9 protein-coding genes are annotated in these 17,484 nt (G+C 76.2%); 5 read left to right on the top strand and 4 right to left on the bottom strand.

Annotated elements, in window-relative coordinates:
- Positions 1-26: 26 nt before the first annotated feature.
- The 4 genes from ABT297_RS14285 to ABT297_RS14270 form a co-directional block, all read right to left on the bottom strand.
- Positions 27-1,733 (bottom strand): hypothetical protein, encoded by a 1,707-nt coding sequence (locus ABT297_RS14285; protein WP_350548777.1) that lies wholly within the window; start codon positions 1,731-1,733, stop codon positions 27-29.
- Positions 1,734-1,940: 207 nt separating this feature from the next.
- Entirely contained in the window at positions 1,941-2,768 is an 828-nt protein-coding gene (locus tag ABT297_RS14280; protein WP_350548775.1) for a response regulator, read from the bottom strand.
- Complete coding sequence (locus ABT297_RS14275) at positions 2,753-3,919, bottom strand: sensor histidine kinase (RefSeq protein WP_350548773.1); 1,167 nt, start codon at positions 3,917-3,919, stop codon at positions 2,753-2,755. The genes ABT297_RS14280 and ABT297_RS14275 overlap by 16 nt, the downstream gene beginning before the upstream one ends.
- A gap of 111 nt (positions 3,920-4,030) precedes the next feature.
- On the bottom strand, positions 4,031-4,306 hold the full coding sequence (locus tag ABT297_RS14270; RefSeq protein ID WP_350548771.1) for a DUF2277 domain-containing protein: 276 nt from the start codon (positions 4,304-4,306) through the stop codon (positions 4,031-4,033).
- 96 nt (positions 4,307-4,402) lie between these two features.
- On the opposite strand from ABT297_RS14270, the gene ABT297_RS14265 reads away from it, so the two are divergent.
- The 5 genes from ABT297_RS14265 to ABT297_RS14245 are packed head-to-tail and all read left to right on the top strand — an operon-like array spanning position 4,403 to position 17,483.
- A complete protein-coding gene (locus tag ABT297_RS14265; RefSeq protein ID WP_350548769.1) occupies positions 4,403-5,278 on the top strand; it encodes a DUF4132 domain-containing protein in 876 nt (291 codons plus the stop codon).
- Positions 5,275-10,098 carry a hypothetical protein gene (locus tag ABT297_RS14260; RefSeq protein ID WP_350548767.1) on the top strand — a complete coding sequence of 1,608 codons (4,824 nt, stop codon included), beginning with the start codon at positions 5,275-5,277 and terminating at the stop codon, positions 10,096-10,098. Before ABT297_RS14265 ends, ABT297_RS14260 begins: the two co-directional genes overlap by 4 nt.
- Positions 10,095-11,255, top strand: a complete 1,161-nt coding sequence (locus tag ABT297_RS14255) for an ATP-binding protein (protein ID WP_350548765.1) — start codon at positions 10,095-10,097, stop codon at positions 11,253-11,255. The genes ABT297_RS14260 and ABT297_RS14255 overlap by 4 nt, the downstream gene beginning before the upstream one ends.
- The gene (locus ABT297_RS14250) at positions 11,239-15,258 is read left to right on the top strand and encodes a vWA domain-containing protein (RefSeq protein WP_350548763.1); all 4,020 of its coding nucleotides are present in this window, start codon (positions 11,239-11,241) and stop codon (positions 15,256-15,258) included. Before ABT297_RS14255 ends, ABT297_RS14250 begins: the two co-directional genes overlap by 17 nt.
- A complete protein-coding gene (locus tag ABT297_RS14245) occupies positions 15,255-17,483 on the top strand; it encodes a hypothetical protein (protein ID WP_350548761.1) in 2,229 nt (742 codons plus the stop codon). Before ABT297_RS14250 ends, ABT297_RS14245 begins: the two co-directional genes overlap by 4 nt.
- The last annotated feature ends 1 nt before the right edge of the window (position 17,484 follow it).

Here is a 17,484-nt window from a genome sequence, read left to right as displayed (position 1 = left end):
GTGCGACGTCTCGCGGCCGGTTCGCACTACCGGCGGACGCCGCGCACGTCCCAGACCCAGACGCCGCCGGTGAGCCGGCCGGGGCCGAACAGCGCGTCGAGCAGGGCGCACTGCGGGGCGAGGGCCGCGTCCGGTGGGACGAGGATCAGGGCGGTGTGCCAGTGGCCGAGATCGGCCGCCGCCCGGTCCCGGTCGGCGGCGGTGACGGCCGCCGGCGGCGTGCGCAGCAGCCCGTCGAGGAAGCGCGGCGGCGGCCCGACGACCGCGTGGTGGCCGGTGACGCCGCCCTCGGGACCCAGGAAGTAGCCGTGCGAGAGGCGCAGGTCAAGGCCGGTGGCGGTCGACCAGTCCAGCGCCGTCCAGTGATCGAAGTCGGCGAGCGGCACCACGAGTACCGAATCGTCCGCCGCCACATAGGGCCGCCACGCGCCGGTGGTGATGAAGGCCGGCACCGCCGGGCGGTCGAACACCAGCGTCGGCGTCGGCGCGGCCGGCAGCAGGACGGCGGCGACCAGGCCGGCGGTCAGCACCCGCGAGGGGAACCGGGCCGCGGCGACGGCCAGCGCGGCGATCGGCGCGAGGGCCCACGTGGCGACCTCGCCGAGCCGGGTCGGCAGCAGCGTGTCGAACAGCGGCAGGTGGGCCAGCGGCGCGTAGGGGCCGGGGACGCCGGTGGCGCGGCCGCGGACGGTGAGCTCGTTGCCCAGCGACAGCGCCAGGAACAGCGCCCCGGTCAGCGCGAGCGAGCGGACCAGCCGGTCGCGCCATCGCCAGGCGACGAACGCGGCCGCGGCGAGCACCAGCGGCCAGCCGAGGTGCGCGTGCTGCTCGGCGGAGAAGCCCGGCGCCGGCGGAAACTCGCTGAGCCGGACCGCGACCGAGTTGCGGGAAAACGAGGTGACGCCGAGCAGGTCGGTGTGGAACTCCGTCATATGCTGCTCGCCGCCGCGGTAGGCGCCGGTGCCGAAGAACTGCCACCACAGCGGGTACGCGAGGACGACCAGCGACGCGCCCGCGGCGACGGCGAGGCCGGGCAGGATCGGGCCCCACCGCGGGCCGCGCCACAGCAGCAGGAACACCCCGATCGCGAGCGCGGCGATGAACAGCGTCTCCTCGTTGACGAAGACCTGCCACACGATGAGCGCGGCGAGGATGAGGCCGTCGCGGACGAACCGGCGCGAGTCGAACAGCCGCACCACCCGCCACACGATGACCGGCACGAGGAACTGCGCGGCGAGGTTGGGGTGGAACGTGGCGTGGCTGACGACGCTGGGAGCGAAGCCGCCGACCAGCCCGCCGACCCAGGCCGCCGGCCGGGAGTCCACGACGTGTCTCGACAGGAGCCAATACCAGGCCGCGGCGGTACCGGCCAGGGCCGCCACGATCAGCACATCGAACGCGATGCCGGGGCCGAGCAGCCAGGTCACCGGCGCCATCGGGATCCCGAGGCCGAACTGGGTGGTGTTCGCCATCGCGTTGACCCCGGCGGGCGCGTTCATCCGATCGATGAGCAGCGGGTTGCCGAGGTGGTGCAGGATGCGGGCGGCGTAGGCGAGGTAGTACTCCGCCAGGATGCGGTCGCCGGGCGTGTACGGCAGTCGCTGCCCGGGGTGGGCGAGCAGCCGCCCGCACAGCACGACCGCCGCGAGCAGGTAGCTCGCGGCGGCCAGGGCGTCGGCGCGGCGGCGGCCGCCCAGGCGTGCCCGGGCGGGGGTCAGGGTGTCAAGAGCCACGGCGTCGTCGTGGTCACGGCGCGCAGATCGAGCCGCTGCGGGATCGGGGCGCTGTCGTCGGACGCGTCGACCTCATCACGCGGAGTGTAGCGGGTTGTCGATCGCCGTGCGGTAGTCACACCCCCCGCGTGACTACCGCACGGCGAGTCAATTGTCGCGCCCGGACCGGCGCCGGGCACTCCCCAGTCCTGGTGACAGGCCCTGTGATCAGCGCAGGTTCAGCTCGCGGGCCCACAGCTGCGCGGCGGTGCGCTGCGGCAGCGGCGCCGGCGCCTCCGGGTGCACCAGGCGGTACTTGCGCCGGATCGAGCGCAGGTGGGTGTTGGCGGTGTCGATCGACACGAACAGCCGCCGGGCCACCTCGGCGGTGGACAGGTGCTCACAGCCGACGAGGCGCACCACGTCGAGCTCGCGCGGGGTCAGCTGGTACTGCTGGCGCCGGGCGACGGCGGCGGCGAAGATCCGCCCGACCGCGTCGCGCCCCTGTGCCTCGGTGAGCTCGCAGCTCGCGGCGGCCCGCGCGGGCGGCTCGCCCTGCACGACCGCGCGCAGCACCCGCCGGTCGCCGGCGGACAGCTCGGACCCGGCCGGCAGCGGGCGGCGGCGCAGGTCGGCGTAGAACATCGCGGCGAGGGCGGCGGACAGGTGCAGCCCGCTGTCGTGCACGGCCAAGACGGCGGCGACGAGGCCGGCGGGGTCCTCGGACTTCTCCACGTAGCCGGCGGCGCCCGCGGCGATCGCGTCGAGGACCTGTTCCTCGGGGGCGTAGCCGGACATGAGCAGCACCCGCCAGCCGTGCTCGGCCAGCGCCCGCACCGCCTCCGGCCCGGACGTGCCGGGGCCGAGGATCACGTCGCAGACCGCGATGCCGGCCGGGCCGGTGTCGATCGCGGCGGACACCGTCGACACGAGGGGGCGCACCGCGAAGCCGTGGCGGGCCAGCAGCGGGCCGAGCACGCCGACCAGCGGCCCGGCGACGAGGCGGTGGTCGTCGACGACGACCACCGGGACTTCAGGGGCTACGGGGACGGCCACCGCAGTACCACCTTGGTGCCCTTTCCCGGCTCGGACGTCACGCTCCAGGCGGCGCCGACCGCCTCGACGGCGGGCAGCGACTCCGTGTGGCCGTGCCCGCGCGGGGTGGCGGCGGCGTCGAAGCCGGCGCCGTTGTCGAGCACCGAGATCTCCACGCCGTCGCCGGTCGCCTCGGCGAACAGGACGACCTCGGCGTCGGGGCCCGCGTACTTCAGCGCGTTGGCGAGCGCCTCGTGCGCGGCGGACAGCAGCGCGCCGGCGACCTCGGGCGGCGGCTCGGCGTGCACGTACACCCGCGGGAACAGCAGCAGGCCGAGGTCGAGGAACGTGTCGGCGAGTTCGAGGACGCGCGTGGAGAACCCGCCGTCGCTCTCCGCGGGGGTGTGCAGCAGGGCACGGGCCCGGATTGCGCCGCGGCGGGCGGCCCGGCGGGTGTCGCGGCCGACGCGTTCGTCCAGGGCGATGCCGTCGAAGATCGGCAGGACGCCGTCGTGCAGCGACCGCTGGAGGCCCTCCCGTTGCAGGGCGAGGTCCAGCCGGCGGGCGTGCGCCACGGCCGCGGCCGTCTGCGCCGCCATACCGCGCAGCATGGTCGCGACGGCCAGGCCCGCGACGTACCAGACGACGAACCCGAGAATGTCGGAGGCGAGCTTCTGCGTCACGTCCGGCCAGACCGAGGCGGCCCACGTGGCGGACAGCAGCAGGATCGCGGCGGCGGCGCACGGGCGCAGCCCGACCGCGAACGCCAGCACGACCGGGCTGACCAGGCTCACCGGGACGAGCTCGGTGAGCACCGCGTTGCGCTGGTCGGGCAGGCCGGCCCGCGACCCGGCGACCATGAGCGCCACGCAGAAAGCGGCGTCGGCGAAGGCCAGCAGCCGGTCCCCGCGCAGGTCGCCGGTGCGCCGCGTCCGGCGCAGGAACCACAGCGCCTCGCCCGCCGCGGCCAGCAGCGCGGCCACGATGATCCACGGGTGGGGCAGGTGGCGCCATTCCATCAGCGGTACCGCCAGGAACGGCACCGTCGCGACCCGGACGTAGGCGACCGTGCGGGCCAGGCGCTGCTCGTTGGCACGCACGATCTCCGCGTCGGACTCGGTGGGAACCCGCGACCAGTCCAATGCGGCGACCACACGCTGAGTGAGGGTCATCAATACAGTATGTTGCCGCAGCGGAGTGATCGATGGGATCCCCGTGACGGCGGATGGCATTCCGTGTCCGGTCGTGCGTGCGGTTTCGGACCGGGTCCGCGTCAGCGAAGGTCAGTCCCGCGGGCCGTAGCGCTCCGTGGCCCTGGCCCTGGCCCTGGCCGCCTCCACCTCGCGGTCGCGCGGTGGCGTGCGGGTCACCAATCCCTCCAGCAGCACCCTGGTCGCCTCGGTCACGGCCTGCACGGCCGCGTCGAACGCCTCCTGGTTGACCGCGGCCGGCCGGGTCATGCCGGAGACCTTCCGCACGTACTGCAACGCGGCGGCCTCGATCTCGTCTTCGGTCGCGGGCGGCTCGAAGTTGTTCAGCACCCGGATGTTCCTGCACATGTACCCCACCTTGCCAGGCCCGCGAAAAAATGTCGCACCCCCTCGCTAGTCTCCGGGGGCATTCGATCAAGCGCGAGGCGACGGAAGGCGGATCGCATGGGTTGGCTGGCGACGGCCGGTGGTTACGAGGTGACCCTGGAGGCGGGGCGGATAGCGTGCCGCAACCAGAAGGGCAAGGTGCTCAAGTCGATGCCCTCGGCACTGCGCGACGACCCCGTGGTCACCGGGCTGCGGCAGCTCACCGAGTGGCTCGCCCGGCACGAGGCCGAAGTCCGCGAGCAGGTCGACCTGTGGATGATCCGCTCGCTGCCGGTGCCGGCCGAGCTGCTCGCCCGGGTGTGGCCCGACGAGACGTGGCGGGCGGCGCTGACCGACCTCGTGGTCGCGGTCCTCGACGACGAGGGCGGGTTCGACCCGGACGAGGCCGGCTTCCTGCGCGACGCGACCGCCGACGGGATCGGCGTGGTCAACCTCGACGGCGAGACGGTGCGGCTGCCGGCGGAGCGGATCGCGGTGCCCCACCCGGTGCGCCTGCGCGACCTCGAGGACCTGCGCGAGTTCGCCGCCGACCTGGGCGTCAAGCAGTCCGTCGACCAGCTGTTCCGCCAGACCTGGACACGCCCCGACGACCTGGAGGCGGGCGCGAGCAGCGTGCGCGACTACGCCGGCGGCCGGTTCGGGGAGCTGCGGCACCTGCTGGCCCGGGCCGCGTCGCTGGGCTATCCGGTGCGCGGCGGCTACGCGGTCTGCCGCGTCTTCGAGGACGGTCGGGGGCTGGAGGCGCGCAACTGGGTCGGCGCCGACGATCCGTATTCGGAGGCGGAGACCGGCGACCTGGTGTTCGTCCGGTCCGACGGCCGGTCGATCCCGCTCGCCGAGGTGGGGCCGGTGGCCTGGTCGGAGGGCATGCGCATGGCCGCGGCGCTTTACGCGGGCCGGCTGGTCGAGCAGAGCACGGAGGAGACGGCGTGAGCGCGGAGAGGATCGAGGCGTTGCTGGACGCGGGGGCGGTGCTGCCCGTCGGCACCGACGCCGCCAAGGACACCATCGACACGCTCACCACCCGGGCGTATGGGCATCCGGTGCTCGGCGACCGGAAGGTGGTCCGGCTGGTTCCCGGCACCCTGGGCCAGGCCGAGGACCTGACGATGGAGTTCCTCGGCTTCGCCGCGCCGGAGACCGTCGCCGAGGTCGGCGTGGTGCGCCAGCAGGCGCTGGGCTTCCCCGCCTGGGCGCTGGTGCACGACCCGGCCAACGGCCACCACGCCCTGGCCCTGGTCAAGGACATCGAGCGGCTGGTGCGGGTGGCCAAGTCGCGCATCGGCCCGGCCCGCGACGGCTTCAACGAGCTCGGCGACCGGCTCGCCCGCTCGGTCCCGCACTTCCTGCCGACGTTCTACGAGGAGGCGGCGCGGGCGTTCCTCGCCGCCGACAGCCAGACGTATGCCGCGAGCATGTTCGGCAAGGCCCGCGAGGCGGAGCGGCTCTATGCGCTGGAGATCGACGAGGAGCGCCAGCACGCGGTCTTCCTCGAGTTCGCCCTGGCCGGCGCGCTGACCGCCAAGGCGCTCGCCCAGCACGCCCGCGACCTCGCCGGGCGGTGCACGCCGCAGGTCGCCTACGAGCGGTTCCGCCGGCTGTGCGTGGAGCGCACCCTCGGCGGGATGCCGCCGTATGCGCAGATGCACGTCGACCTGGGCCGCCTGGCGAAGGCCGCCGGGCTGGGCGCCGAGGAGGACGAGGCGCTGCTGTCCGAGGTGCTGGCGGCGCCGTCGATCCTGCGGGCCCCCGGCGGGTTCTGGAAGGCCTACCGGCCGGCCCTGGTCCGCCTCGCCGGGCGCGAGCCGCGGGTGCGCGGGCAGCTGCTGGGCATGTTCCCCGGCGAGTGCCCGCTCGGCATGTGGCTGGACATCCTCGAGGAGTGCGGGGCGACGGCGGCGCTGACCGGCCCGGCCGGCGGGGTCGAGGCGAGCGCGGAGTCGCCGGACGGGCCGGCGGGCTGGCTCGCCCGCGCCGACCGCAGCCGCGGCGGCTGGCGCCGGCCCCGCGAAGCTCGGCTCTACGCCATCGCCGAGCGGATGGCGCCGCGGCTGCGGGCCGACGGCGTCGCCACCGACCTGGCCCCGAGCCACCAGCGGATCGACCTCGACCTGGTCGACCTGGCCCTCGCCCTGGGCATCCCGGTGGCCGAGACGGCCGAGGACGCGCGCTGCGACGTCGCCGGCTGGATCTCCGACGACGGCGAGGGACGCCGCGACCTGACCGAGGTCGCCGCCCATGAGCGGCTGCTGCCGCTGGTCGCGGAGAGCATGGAGTCGTATCTGAAGACGTGGTATCGCGCCGATCAGGCGGCGGTCGCGCCCGACCGGGTCGGCCGGGTGGTGGCCGTGCCGGGCCTGCGCACCGCGCTGCACCGGTGGCTCGACCGGCTCGCCGACCGGATCGCCGCGCAGGGCCTGACGACCCTCGACGACGAGCTCGACCGGCTCACCATGGTCGCCTGCCCGGCGGGCCTCGCGGTCAACCCGGAGGCGGTCGCCCGGATCACCGCCCTCGACCTCGGCCCGGTGCTGGGCCGCACGCTGCGCGCCGGGGTCCTTGACGAGTTCGAGTGGCCGGCGCTGGAGGCCGGGGCGGCCGCGGTCCGCGGCGACGACCGCCGCCCGCTGCACGAGGACCTCACCGTGGTGCCGCAGTGGCCGGCGCTGGTGCTGCACCGCGGCGAGCGGGTCGCGGTCGTCGGCGACGAGGGCCTGGAGCTGGAGCACACGCTGCGCATCCCGCCGGACGAGCGGCGCTACTCGTGGCGCACGGCGGTGCGCTACGTCGACGGCCAGCTGCTCGTGGCCTGGAACCGCGACGGGGAGCGGGCCGGCTACTGGAGCGGCGCGCCAGACGACGTGTTCACCGCCGCGGAGGACGGGCTGTATGACCCGGGAGAGGAGTCCGTCGCCCTGCCCGGCGGCGGGCGCAGCGCCGGCGGCCGTCCGCTGCACCCGGGCGACCGGCGCGCTCAGGAGTCCGGCGCCGTGATCAGCGACGGACAGCACTACTGGGTGCAGACCCAGGACCAGTCCGACCACAGCTGGCGCTGGCAGGAGTACGACCCGGCGACCGGCGCCCGGGGCCGGGTCTCGCTGCCGGCGTTCTTCGAGGAGGGCGCCGTCGACGGGCAGCCGCTGGCATTCGCCGCGTGCCGCCTGCGCCCAGCCTCGCCCCGCATGGCGCTCAGCCCGCTCGGCCACCGCGACGGCCTCGTCGGCTGGCGGGTCCGGCACACCCCGGACGGCCAGACCGGCGAGGGCGTCGACGGGCGGTCGTTCGCGCTGGCCGAGCCGGAGCCGGGCAGCCGCGGCCGGCAGGTCTCGCTCATCGGCGCGATCCGGTTCCCGGGCGCCGACGCCGTGCACGGCCTCGTCACCGAACACGGCTGGCGGGTCGTCACACTGCACCTGCACACCGCCGACGGCCTGCGCTTCGCCACCTTCGGCGCGGGCGGTGCGCCCGGCCCGTTCGCCGAGGGCACGCCGCTGGTCCCGCCGGCATCGTTCTGGCACCAGCTGCGACCGCGCGACGAGGCCGGCTCGCTGGCGCTGCGCGGGCTCGGCGACGAGCGGGCCGCGGGACTGCTGGCCACGGTGTCCGGGCTCGCCACCGCCGCCGGTGACCGCGACGAGCTGACGTTCCCGGACGCCGAGTTGCGGGCCGCGGTCCGCGAGGCGGTGCCGCAGCTGTCCGCCGAGGCGCTGGTGGCCGGCGTCGGCGGGGTGGTCAAGCACGCCGCCCGCGCCGCGCTGCGCCTGGCCCGGCTCACGAGCGCGACCGAGGCGGTCGGCGCGCACGACCCGCAGGCCGTCGCCGACGGCCCCGACGCGCACCTGGCCGGCGACGAGGTTCTCGACGCCGCGCTCGGCGGCCTCATCCCGCACTGCTACGACCATGGCCGCGAGTGGGTGAAGCTCTTCGCCGACGTGGGGGCCGCGCTCACCGGCCGCGAGCCCAGCGCGCCGCTGGCGCCGTGGCTGGGCTCCGCGGACCTCGACTGGTATTCCGTGCTCCGCGTGGTGCCCTCGATCATGCTGCGGGCGGCGTCGCCGACGACCGGCGAGCAGCACCGCGCCGCCCTGCTCGACCTGCTGGAGGTCCTGGCCGGCTCGGGGCTGCTCGACGGCGACGGGCGCACCCGCCGCGTCACGGTCGAGTCCGGCACCCACCGGCCGCAGATGACCGCCGGGCAGATCGTGACGACCGGCGACGGCCGCCGGCTGCTGCCGTTCCGCGTCGACGCCGGTGGCGGCGGGGTCATCGGGATCGAGCACGCGACGGACGGCCGGTTCGGCCCGGTGCCGGGGCACACGATCACCTACGAGCAGGTATACGAGCGGTCCGGGGACGAGTCGGCGGCCGTGGCCCGTTTCGCCGCCGCCGGCCGCGCCCGCGGGGGCCCGGCCGACCTGCTGAGCCCCGAGACGGTCCGCGCGGTCTCCGCTGCGGCCGGCGTCAGCCTCGCCGAAGCGACGGTGGTGCTGGCCGGCACCACCGACGTCCAGCTGTGGAAGGCGCACCGCCCGGCGGACTGGCAGGCGGCCGACGACGCGGTCACCGACTATGCGATCGAGGCTGCGATCGAACACGTGCAATGGCTGCAGCAGCGGCGGGCGGGGGACGGCAGCGCCCACACGGCCCTGCTGCCCGCCGAGCCGGCCGAGCTGTGGACCGGCCGGCCGGACGTGGCCCGGTTCGCGGCCTGGCACGCCGAGCGCGCCGGCGCCCGCACCCCGATCGGCGACGACCTCATCGCCGCACTGCGCCGGGCGGGCGTCCCGGACGGCCTGAGTGCCTCCGAGTTCCTGCACGGCGTCACCAACCCCGAGACCTGCCGCTGGCTGCACCACCCCGACGCCGGCGTTGACGGCGACGACCTGCTCGTCACCGTCGTGCGCGGGCTGCCGTGGCTGGCGCGGCACCTGCCGGAGGACGACCCGATCCGCCGAAACCTGCCGCGGGTGCTGGAGCTCGTCCGGCGGCTGGCGGCCGACCCGGCGTTCGAGGTGCCGCTCGACGGCACCGATGAGCAGAACCTGGAGAAGATCCTCGCCGCGCTGGCCATGCCGGTCGAGCGAAGCGCGGACCGCATCGACGCGGGGCTGTTCGTGGTATCGACGAGCGGCTACTGGCGGCGGGTGCACCTGCGCCCGGCCCGCCTCGACGGCCCCGACGACCCGCGGGTCGACGCGCTCGTCGCGGGGCTGGGCAGCCGGGACCTGCCGGTCGTGGCGCTGCGCACCGTCCTCGGCGACCGGCTCGACGTCTGGCTCGACACACCGTTCGGCGACGCGCCGCACGACCCGTCGCGCTCCGCGCCCGAGCTGGTCGCGCGGGTCGCCGAGCGGCACGGCCTCGGCGCCGACGCCGCCACGCTCTACCTGCAGCTGCTCGCCCTGCCCGACCCGACCGACCGCAACGTCGCGGCCTGGACCGGGTGGAAGCCCGCCCGGCTCAAGGCCGCCCGGGCCGAGCTGCTGGCCACCGACCTCGTCGCCGAGGCGAAGCGGCCGCGCGCCGGGCGCTCGCTGTTCCTGCCCGGCGGCTGGCTGGCCTGGAAGGCGCCGCTGCCGCCGGTGGAGCGATGGAAGCTGCCGCTGCTCATCGGCGCCGACGATGACGGTGCCAAGCTCGGCGCCGTCATCCCCGTGGCGCCCGCGCCGCGACTGTTCGAGCTCGCCTGGGATCGGGTCGTCGCCGGCGACCACCCCCGATTCGAAGAACTCACCACGAGAGGCCGCCGATGACCGCCACCGTCACCAGCCCCCGGCAGGTCGACCCCGCCGAGCACGCCCACGCGACCGAGCTCGCGTTCCTGGCCTCGTTCGACGGCGGGGCCAGGCCGCCCGGCTGGCGGCTCACGCCGCGGGCCGTCGTCACGTTCATCGTCGGCAGCGACGGCGAGGCGCTCGCCCTGCCCAAGGGCGCGCGGCCCGACGGGGTCCCGGCGCGGCTGGAGATCCCGCGCAAGTTCGTCGGCGACCGGGCCCTGGTCGAGCGGTGCGTCGTCACCCTCGCCGGGGAGCGCGGGCTGCTGCTCGTCGGCGAGCCGGGCACGGCCAAGTCGATGCTGTCGGAGCTGCTGGCCGCGGCCGTGTCCGGCACCAGCGAGCTGGTCGTGCAGGGCACCGCGGGCACGACCGAGGACCAGCTGCGATACGGCTGGAACTACGCGCTGCTGCTCGCGCACGGCCCGAGTCCGGAGGCCCTCGTGCCCTCGCCGGTGCTGACCGCGATGCGATCCGGGCGGGTCGCCCGGATCGAGGAGATCACCCGGTGCCTGCCCGAGGTGCAGGACGCGATGGTGTCGATCCTGTCCGACCGGCGCATCGCGGTGCCGGAGCTCGCCGGCACCGAGGGTGCGACCGTGCACGCCGCGCCCGGGTTCACGCTCATCGCCACCGCCAACCTGCGTGACCGTGGGGTGTCGGAGATGTCCGCGGCCCTCAAGCGGCGCTTCAACTTCGAGACCGTGGGCCCGATCCCCGACCTGGCCGCCGAGACCGCGCTCGTGGGCCGGCAGGCGCGGGCGGCCCTGGAGCGGGTGCAGACCCCGTTCGAGGTCGACGAGGCGGTCCTCGAGGCGCTCGTCACGGCGTTTCGCGACCTGCGGGCCGGGCGCTCGGTCGAGGGCTGGGAGGTGGAGCGTCCCTCGACGGTGATGAGCACCGCCGAGGCGGTGGCGGTCGCCACGTCGCTGGGGCTCGCGGCGGCGTATTTCCCCGGCGACCGCGACGTGCTGTCGCTGCTGCCGGCACACCTGCAGGGCGTGGTCTGCAAGGACGACCCCGCCGACGGGGCGAAGCTGCTGGGATACTGGGACGGGGCGGTGCGCCGCCGCGCCGAGGAGGGCGCCCGGCTGTGGCGCCGGCTGTGGGAGCTGCGCGATGTCCTCCAGCCCTGACGCCGCGCTCGCCGGCCTGGCCGGCTGCACCGCGCCGTTCCTCATCGGCGTTCGCCACCACTCCCCCGCGCTGTCGGCGGTGATGGGCGAGCTGCTGGACGGGTTCCGGCCCGAGGTGCTGCTGCTGGAGCTGCCGGCCGAGTTCGCCTCGTGGCTGCCGTGGCTGGCCGACCCGGCCACCACGGCGCCGGTGGCACTCGCGGGCGTGGTCGGCGGCGACGGCGCGCCGGCGTTCTACCCGTTCGCCGACTTCTCGCCGGAGCTGGTCGCGGTGCGCTGGGCGGCCCGCAACGGCGTCGAGGTCGTCCCCTGCGACCTGCCGCTGGCCGCCCGGGAGTGGCACGCGCCCGGGTCGCCCGGGTCGCTCGGCGCGCCGGTCTCGTTCCTCGGCGACGCGCTGAAGCGTTCGGCCACCGGCCGGTCCGACGAAGACATGTGGGACCGGGTCGTGGAGGCGCGCGCGCCCGGGTCCGCTCCGGAGGCGGTGCGCCGCGCGGCGCTGCTGGTCGGCTGGGCGATGCGCGGCGATGCCGCCGCGGGCGCGGGCGTCGAGGAGCTGGACCTGCACCGCGAGGCGTGGATGCGCCGCTGCCTGGCCTCGGTGGGCGATCGCCGGGCCGCCGCGGTCGTCGGCTCCTTCCACGCCGCGGCCCTGCTCCCCGGCGCGCCGACGCCCCACGCCGCGGCGCCATCCGACGAGCCGCCGCCGCGCGCCTCGGCCTCCTCCGGCAGAGCGTCCGCTCGCGCCTCGACCTCACCGCCGGCCTCGTCCGGTGCGCCGGCGCCCGCCGTCTCGATCTCATCCGGGCCGGCGGCTCGTGCGACCGCGTCTCGTGGTGTCGTGGTGACGGACGGGGCGGTCGCGGGGCGGGGCGACGTGGTGACCTCGCTCGTGCCGTACAGCTTCGCCCTGCTCGACTCGCGCTCCGGGTATCCGGCCGGCATCCGCGACCCCAGGTGGCAGCAGGCCGTCGTCGCGGCCGGCGGGCGGCCCGACGCGGTCGAGGCGGCCGCCCTCGCGAGCGTGGTCGAGGTCTGCGCGCGGGTGCGGGCCGCCGGGCACCCCGCGGGGCCGGCCGAGGCGCGCGAGGCCTTCCGGCTCGCCACCGACCTCGCCCGGTTGCGGGGCCTGCCGGCGCCGGGCCGCAGCGAGCTGATCGAGTCGCTGCAGAGCGTGCTCGCCCACGGCGAGGTGCTCGGCCGCGGCCGAGTCGTCGCCGCGGCGATGGAGACCGTCCTCGTCGGCGATGTCCGCGGCGCCCTCGCGCCCGGCGCGCCGCGTTCCGGGCTGCTCCCGGCGGTGCGGGCGCTGCTCGCCGACCTGCGTCTGCCCGGCCCCGGCGAGCGGGCGAAGGACCTACGCCTCGACCCGCTGCGCTCCGGCCTCGATCGCCGCCGCGACGTCGCGCTGCGGCAACTGGCCGCGTGCCGGATCCCCTACGCGGAGAACACCGCCGTCGAGGGCACCGCCGGCGTCGACGCCCTGACCACCCGCTGGACGGTGGAGTGGACGCCCGGCACCGAGGCGATGCTCGGCGTCGCCGGCATCCGCGGCGTGACCCTGGCCCAGGCGGCCGAGGGCGCGCTGCGCGAGCGGCGCCGCGCCGACGAGGGCGCCGAGGGCCCGACCGCGGCGCAGATCATCGCCGGGCTCGCCGCCGCGGCCGAATGCGGGCTGCCCGGGCTGGCCGGCGAGCGGCTGACGGAACTGGCCGAGCAGATCCCCGCGAGCGCGACGCTCGAGGAGCTCATGACGGCCCTGGCGCTGCTCGACCGCCTCCGCAACGGCCACGTGCCCGGCCTGCCGGCCGAGGTCGCCGCGACCCTGGCCGACCTGCCGGCGCTGGGCGACGCGCTCGAGGCCGCGGCCGTTCGCCAGATCGACGGCCTCGCCGGGTCCGACGACGTCGCCGACGTGCGTGCCCTGGTGGCCCTGGGCCGCCGCGCCGACGCCGCCGGCGTTGGCCTGCGCCTGGCCGACGCCCTGCGCCGCCTGGCCGCCACCGGCACCCCGACGATGTCCGCCGCTGCCTGCGCCGTCCAGGTCCTGGTCGGCCTCGACGAGCCCGCCGCCCTCGGCACCCGGGTCGCGTCGTGGATCGACGGCGCCGTCTCCGACGAGGGCCGCCGCCGGCTACTGGGCCACCTGCGCGGCCTGCTGGCCGCCGCCGAACCCTTGTTGCAGTCCGGCCCGGACGCGCTGGACGGCCTGCTCGAGCGGGTGGCCTCACTCCCCGATGCCGCGTTCCTATCGAGGCTGCCGGCCCTGCGCGGCGGCTTCCAGACGGTGAGCCCGGCGGCCCGGGACCGCCTCCTCGCGGTGGTCGAGGACCGCCTTGGCGACGGCCTGACCCGCGACGTGGAGTCGACGGATCCGGCGGCCCTGCTCCGCCGCCTGCTGGCCGACCGCGCCGGCCGCGCCGCCGCCGACGCGCTGGGCCTCCTCCCCCCGCCCGCAACCCCGAACGCCACAACGCCGGATGCCGCGGCCTCGGACTCCGCAGCCTTGGACGCCGCGGATCAAAACGCCGCGGCTCCCGACGGCACGGCTCCCAACGCTACGACTTTCGACGGTGCGGCTTCCGACAGTGCCGCTTCCGACGGCGCGGCTCCCGACGGCACGGCTCCCAACGCTACGACTTTCGACGGTGCGGCTCTCGACGGTGCGGCTTCCGACAGTGCCGCTTCCGGCGGTGCGGCTCCCGGCGATACGGCTCCCGGCGGCGCGGCCGCTTCGTTGGGGGGTGCACCGTCTCCCGGTGATGCTCCGGCCGGTGCCGGTTCCCCGGGTGCGGCGTCGCCCCGTGAAGCGGCCGCGCTGCCCCGTGGGGCGTCGACCGCCGCTGGCGCCCCGTCCACCGACACATCGGATATTTCCGATTCTCCGGATAGTGGCCAACGGTCGCTGATCGTCATCGATCGATGGCGGCTGCTGCTCGGGCGACAGGATCAACGGCTCGCCGGGGCAGCGCGACGGTATGCGACGGCGCTCGACGAGCTCTACGGGGCGAGCACGGGTGAAGGGGCCGAGGCCGATGCGGCCGGGCGGGCCGGGCGCGAGGCGCCGTTCCCCGGGGTGCGGGAGTGGGCCGAGGAGCTGTCCGCGCTGTTCGGGCCGGGGATTCGCGAGGAGGTGCTCGCCCGGGCCGCGGAGGCGGGGCGGCATGACGCGGTGATGCTGCTCGATCCCGAGGCGGTCAACCCCTCGGTTGAGCTGCTGCAGACCGTGCTGTCGCTGGCCGGGGGCATGTCCGAGAGCTCGGTCGCGCGACTGCGGCCCCTCGTGGCGCGCATCGTCGACGAGCTCACCCGGCGCCTGGCCACGCAACTTCGCCCGGCGCTCGCGGGGATCAGCACGCCGCGGCCGACGCGCCGGCCTGGCGGGCCGCTCGACCTGCCACGCACGCTGCGGGCCAACCTGGCCACGACCCGGCGGGACGCCGACGGGCGGGTCCTGGTGATCCCGGAGCGGCCGGTGTTCCGCACGCGGGCGCGGCGCGGCGTCGACTGGCGGCTGGTGCTGGTCGTGGACGTCTCCGGGTCGATGGAGGCGTCGATCATCTGGTCGGCGCTGACCGGCGCGATCCTCGCCGGGGTGCCGGCCCTGACGACGCACTTCGTGGCGTTCTCCACCGAGGTCGTCGACCTGACCGACCGGGTGAGCGACCCGCTGAGCCTCCTGCTGGAGGTGCGGGTCGGCGGCGGCACGCACATCGCCAAAGGGCTGCGGCACGCGCGGAGCCTGGTGACGGTGCCGTCGCGGACGCTGGTGGTGCTCGTCAGCGACTTCGAGGAGGGGTACCCGCTCGGAGGCCTCCTCGCCGAGACGCGTGCGCTCGTCGAGTCGGGCGTGACGGTGCTCGGGTGTGCGAGCCTCGACGACTCGGGCCGGCCGCGGTACTCGGTGCCGATCGCCTCGCAGCTCGTGGCGGCCGGGATGCCGGTGGCCGCGCTGAGCCCCATGGAACTGGCCCGCTGGGTCGCGGAGAAGGTGCGCACATGAACGGTTCCCTGCCGCCGATCGAGACGCCGGTGCTGCTCGCGGCGCTCGACGCGCTGCCGGCCCGGCTGCGCAAGAAGCTCGACGACGCCGCGGCGAAGCTCGCCGGCCGGACGGTGACGCGCGACGGCGACCAGCACACGGTGGCCATCGACGACGCGACGACGGTGACCCTGACGACCGACGGCGGCGTGGTCCGCGCACCGGACGCCGTCACGTGCACCTGCCTGCTCGCCCCGAACTGCCTGCACCGCGCGGCCGTGCTGTCCCTGGCCCCGGTCCACGACGGCGACGCCCCGGCAGAAGACGACGAACCCCAGGATCAGGGCAACGAAATCGCGGCGCGGAACGAAGAAGCCCCGGCGAAGGACGAGGAAATCTCGGCTCGGGGGAACGGGACACCGGCACGGGGCGACGGGAACCCGGCGCAGGACGGGCGCGGCGCGGTGCGGGACAGCGGCGGCGATGTCGAGGTCGCGGTGCCGGAGGAGGACGCCGTGGTGCTCACCGCGCAGCAGGCCGCAGCGGTGGCACAGCTCTGGCGGGCGGCTGTCGCGGTGCTCGCGGGCGGGACCACCGGGTCCGGCACGGTCACACGGGCCGCGCTGCTGCGGGCGGCGCACGAGGCGCAGGCGTGCAAGGTCTACCGGGCGGCGGCCTCGGCGCGGGTCGTGGCCACGCTGCTGCAGGCGGGCCGGGGCGGGGACGCGAACTACCGGCTCGGCGATCTGAGCGAGGCGCTACGCGAGCTGCTCGGCGTCGTGCATCGGCTGCGCACCTGGCCGGGCGGCACCGCTGCCGCCCAGCCTGGCTCGGCACGGCCTCGCGGTGGCCAACCCGGACCCGGCGGGGAGGAGCTGCTGGGCAGCGCGCGCCGGCAGTACCACCTGGAGGGCAGCCTGCGGCTCTACGGCCTGTGCACGACCGCGGTGCTGGCGGGGACGGGACACGCGGGCGTGGTGACGTACGCGGCGGACCGGCGGGGGCGGCTGTGGATGGTCGCCGACGTCATGCCGGGTGACGCACGGCGGGCCGCGCGGGCGGGCGACGCCACCATCGCGATGGGCGAGACCGCGCTCACCCACCGCCGGCTGACCCGGGCGGGTCTGGTCGTGTCGGGGGCGACTGCGGCGGGCACCCGGCAGCTGGGCGCGGGGCGGGGCGTGCGGGCCGTGACCGCGTCCGGGGCGGCGTGGCACGAGGAGCCGCTGGCCGGGCTGTGGGCGGAGCCGGTCGCCGCGCAGGTGCACCGGGCGTTCGAGGCTCTGGCGGTGCCGGTGACCGACCGTCCGGCGGGCGCCGACCTGCTGTTCCTGCGGGTGACGCTGCGCGGACGCGACGGCGACGCGGTCCTCGCCGAGACTCCCGATGGCTTGCCGCTGAGCCTGCGGGTGGCGGTGGAGCATCCGGCGCTGGGGTACCGGGAGAACCTGCGCGTGCTCGGCCGTGCGGAGGGGCTCGAGCTGCTGCTGATCGCGCGGCCCGACCCGGGGCGGCCGGGGACGGTCCTGCCGCTCGCGGTCGCGCCGCCGCCGGGCGCGGCGTGGCATCTACCGGCACCGTTCGACGGGCATGCCGACCTGGCGTTCGACCGACTGCACCGCAGCCAGCTCCCCCAGCCGGACCCGGCGAACGACCCGGCGCGCGGCGGCCAGGACGAGCCCGCGGCGACGGCGAACGACCCAGCGCGCGACGGCCAGGACGAGGTCACAACGACGGCGAGGGACCCGGCGCGCGGCGGCCAGGACGAGCCCGTGGCGACGGCGAAGGACGCAGCGCGCGGCGGCCAGGACGAGGTCGCGGGGCCGGCCGAGTCCGTGGGCGGCGGCAAGGACGAGGTCACGGGGGCGGCCGGAGCCGTGGGCGGTGGTGCGGACGGGGGATGGCGGCCCGCGGTACACGATGCGGCGCTGCACATGCTGACCGCGCAGGTGGAGCGGGCGGTCTCGGGTGGGCGGGTCATGCTGACGTTCCCGAACGGGCGGGGGGCCTCGGACGCGGCCCGGCTGCGGTGGGCCCGGCTGGACACCGGCGCGGACCTGCTGGACCGGCTCGCCCGCGCGGCCGCGGACCGGCCGCGGGACGCGTTCGGGCGGCTGGCCGACGACGACGGCACCGCGTTCGCGCAGGCGTGGCTGGCTGCGGCGACGTACGCGGACGCCGCCGGGCGCGCTCTTGCCGAGGCGGCGTGGCTGCCGGGCGACCCGCACCTGGAGCCGACCGGATGAT

Origin of the sequence: Dactylosporangium sp. NPDC000555, from assembly GCF_040300025.1 — a bacterium.
In the GTDB taxonomy this organism is placed as follows: Bacteria; Actinomycetota; Actinomycetes; order Mycobacteriales; family Micromonosporaceae; genus Dactylosporangium.
The sequence above is the reverse complement of the archived record's forward strand: the minus strand, read 5'-3'. Positions and strand labels throughout refer to the sequence as shown.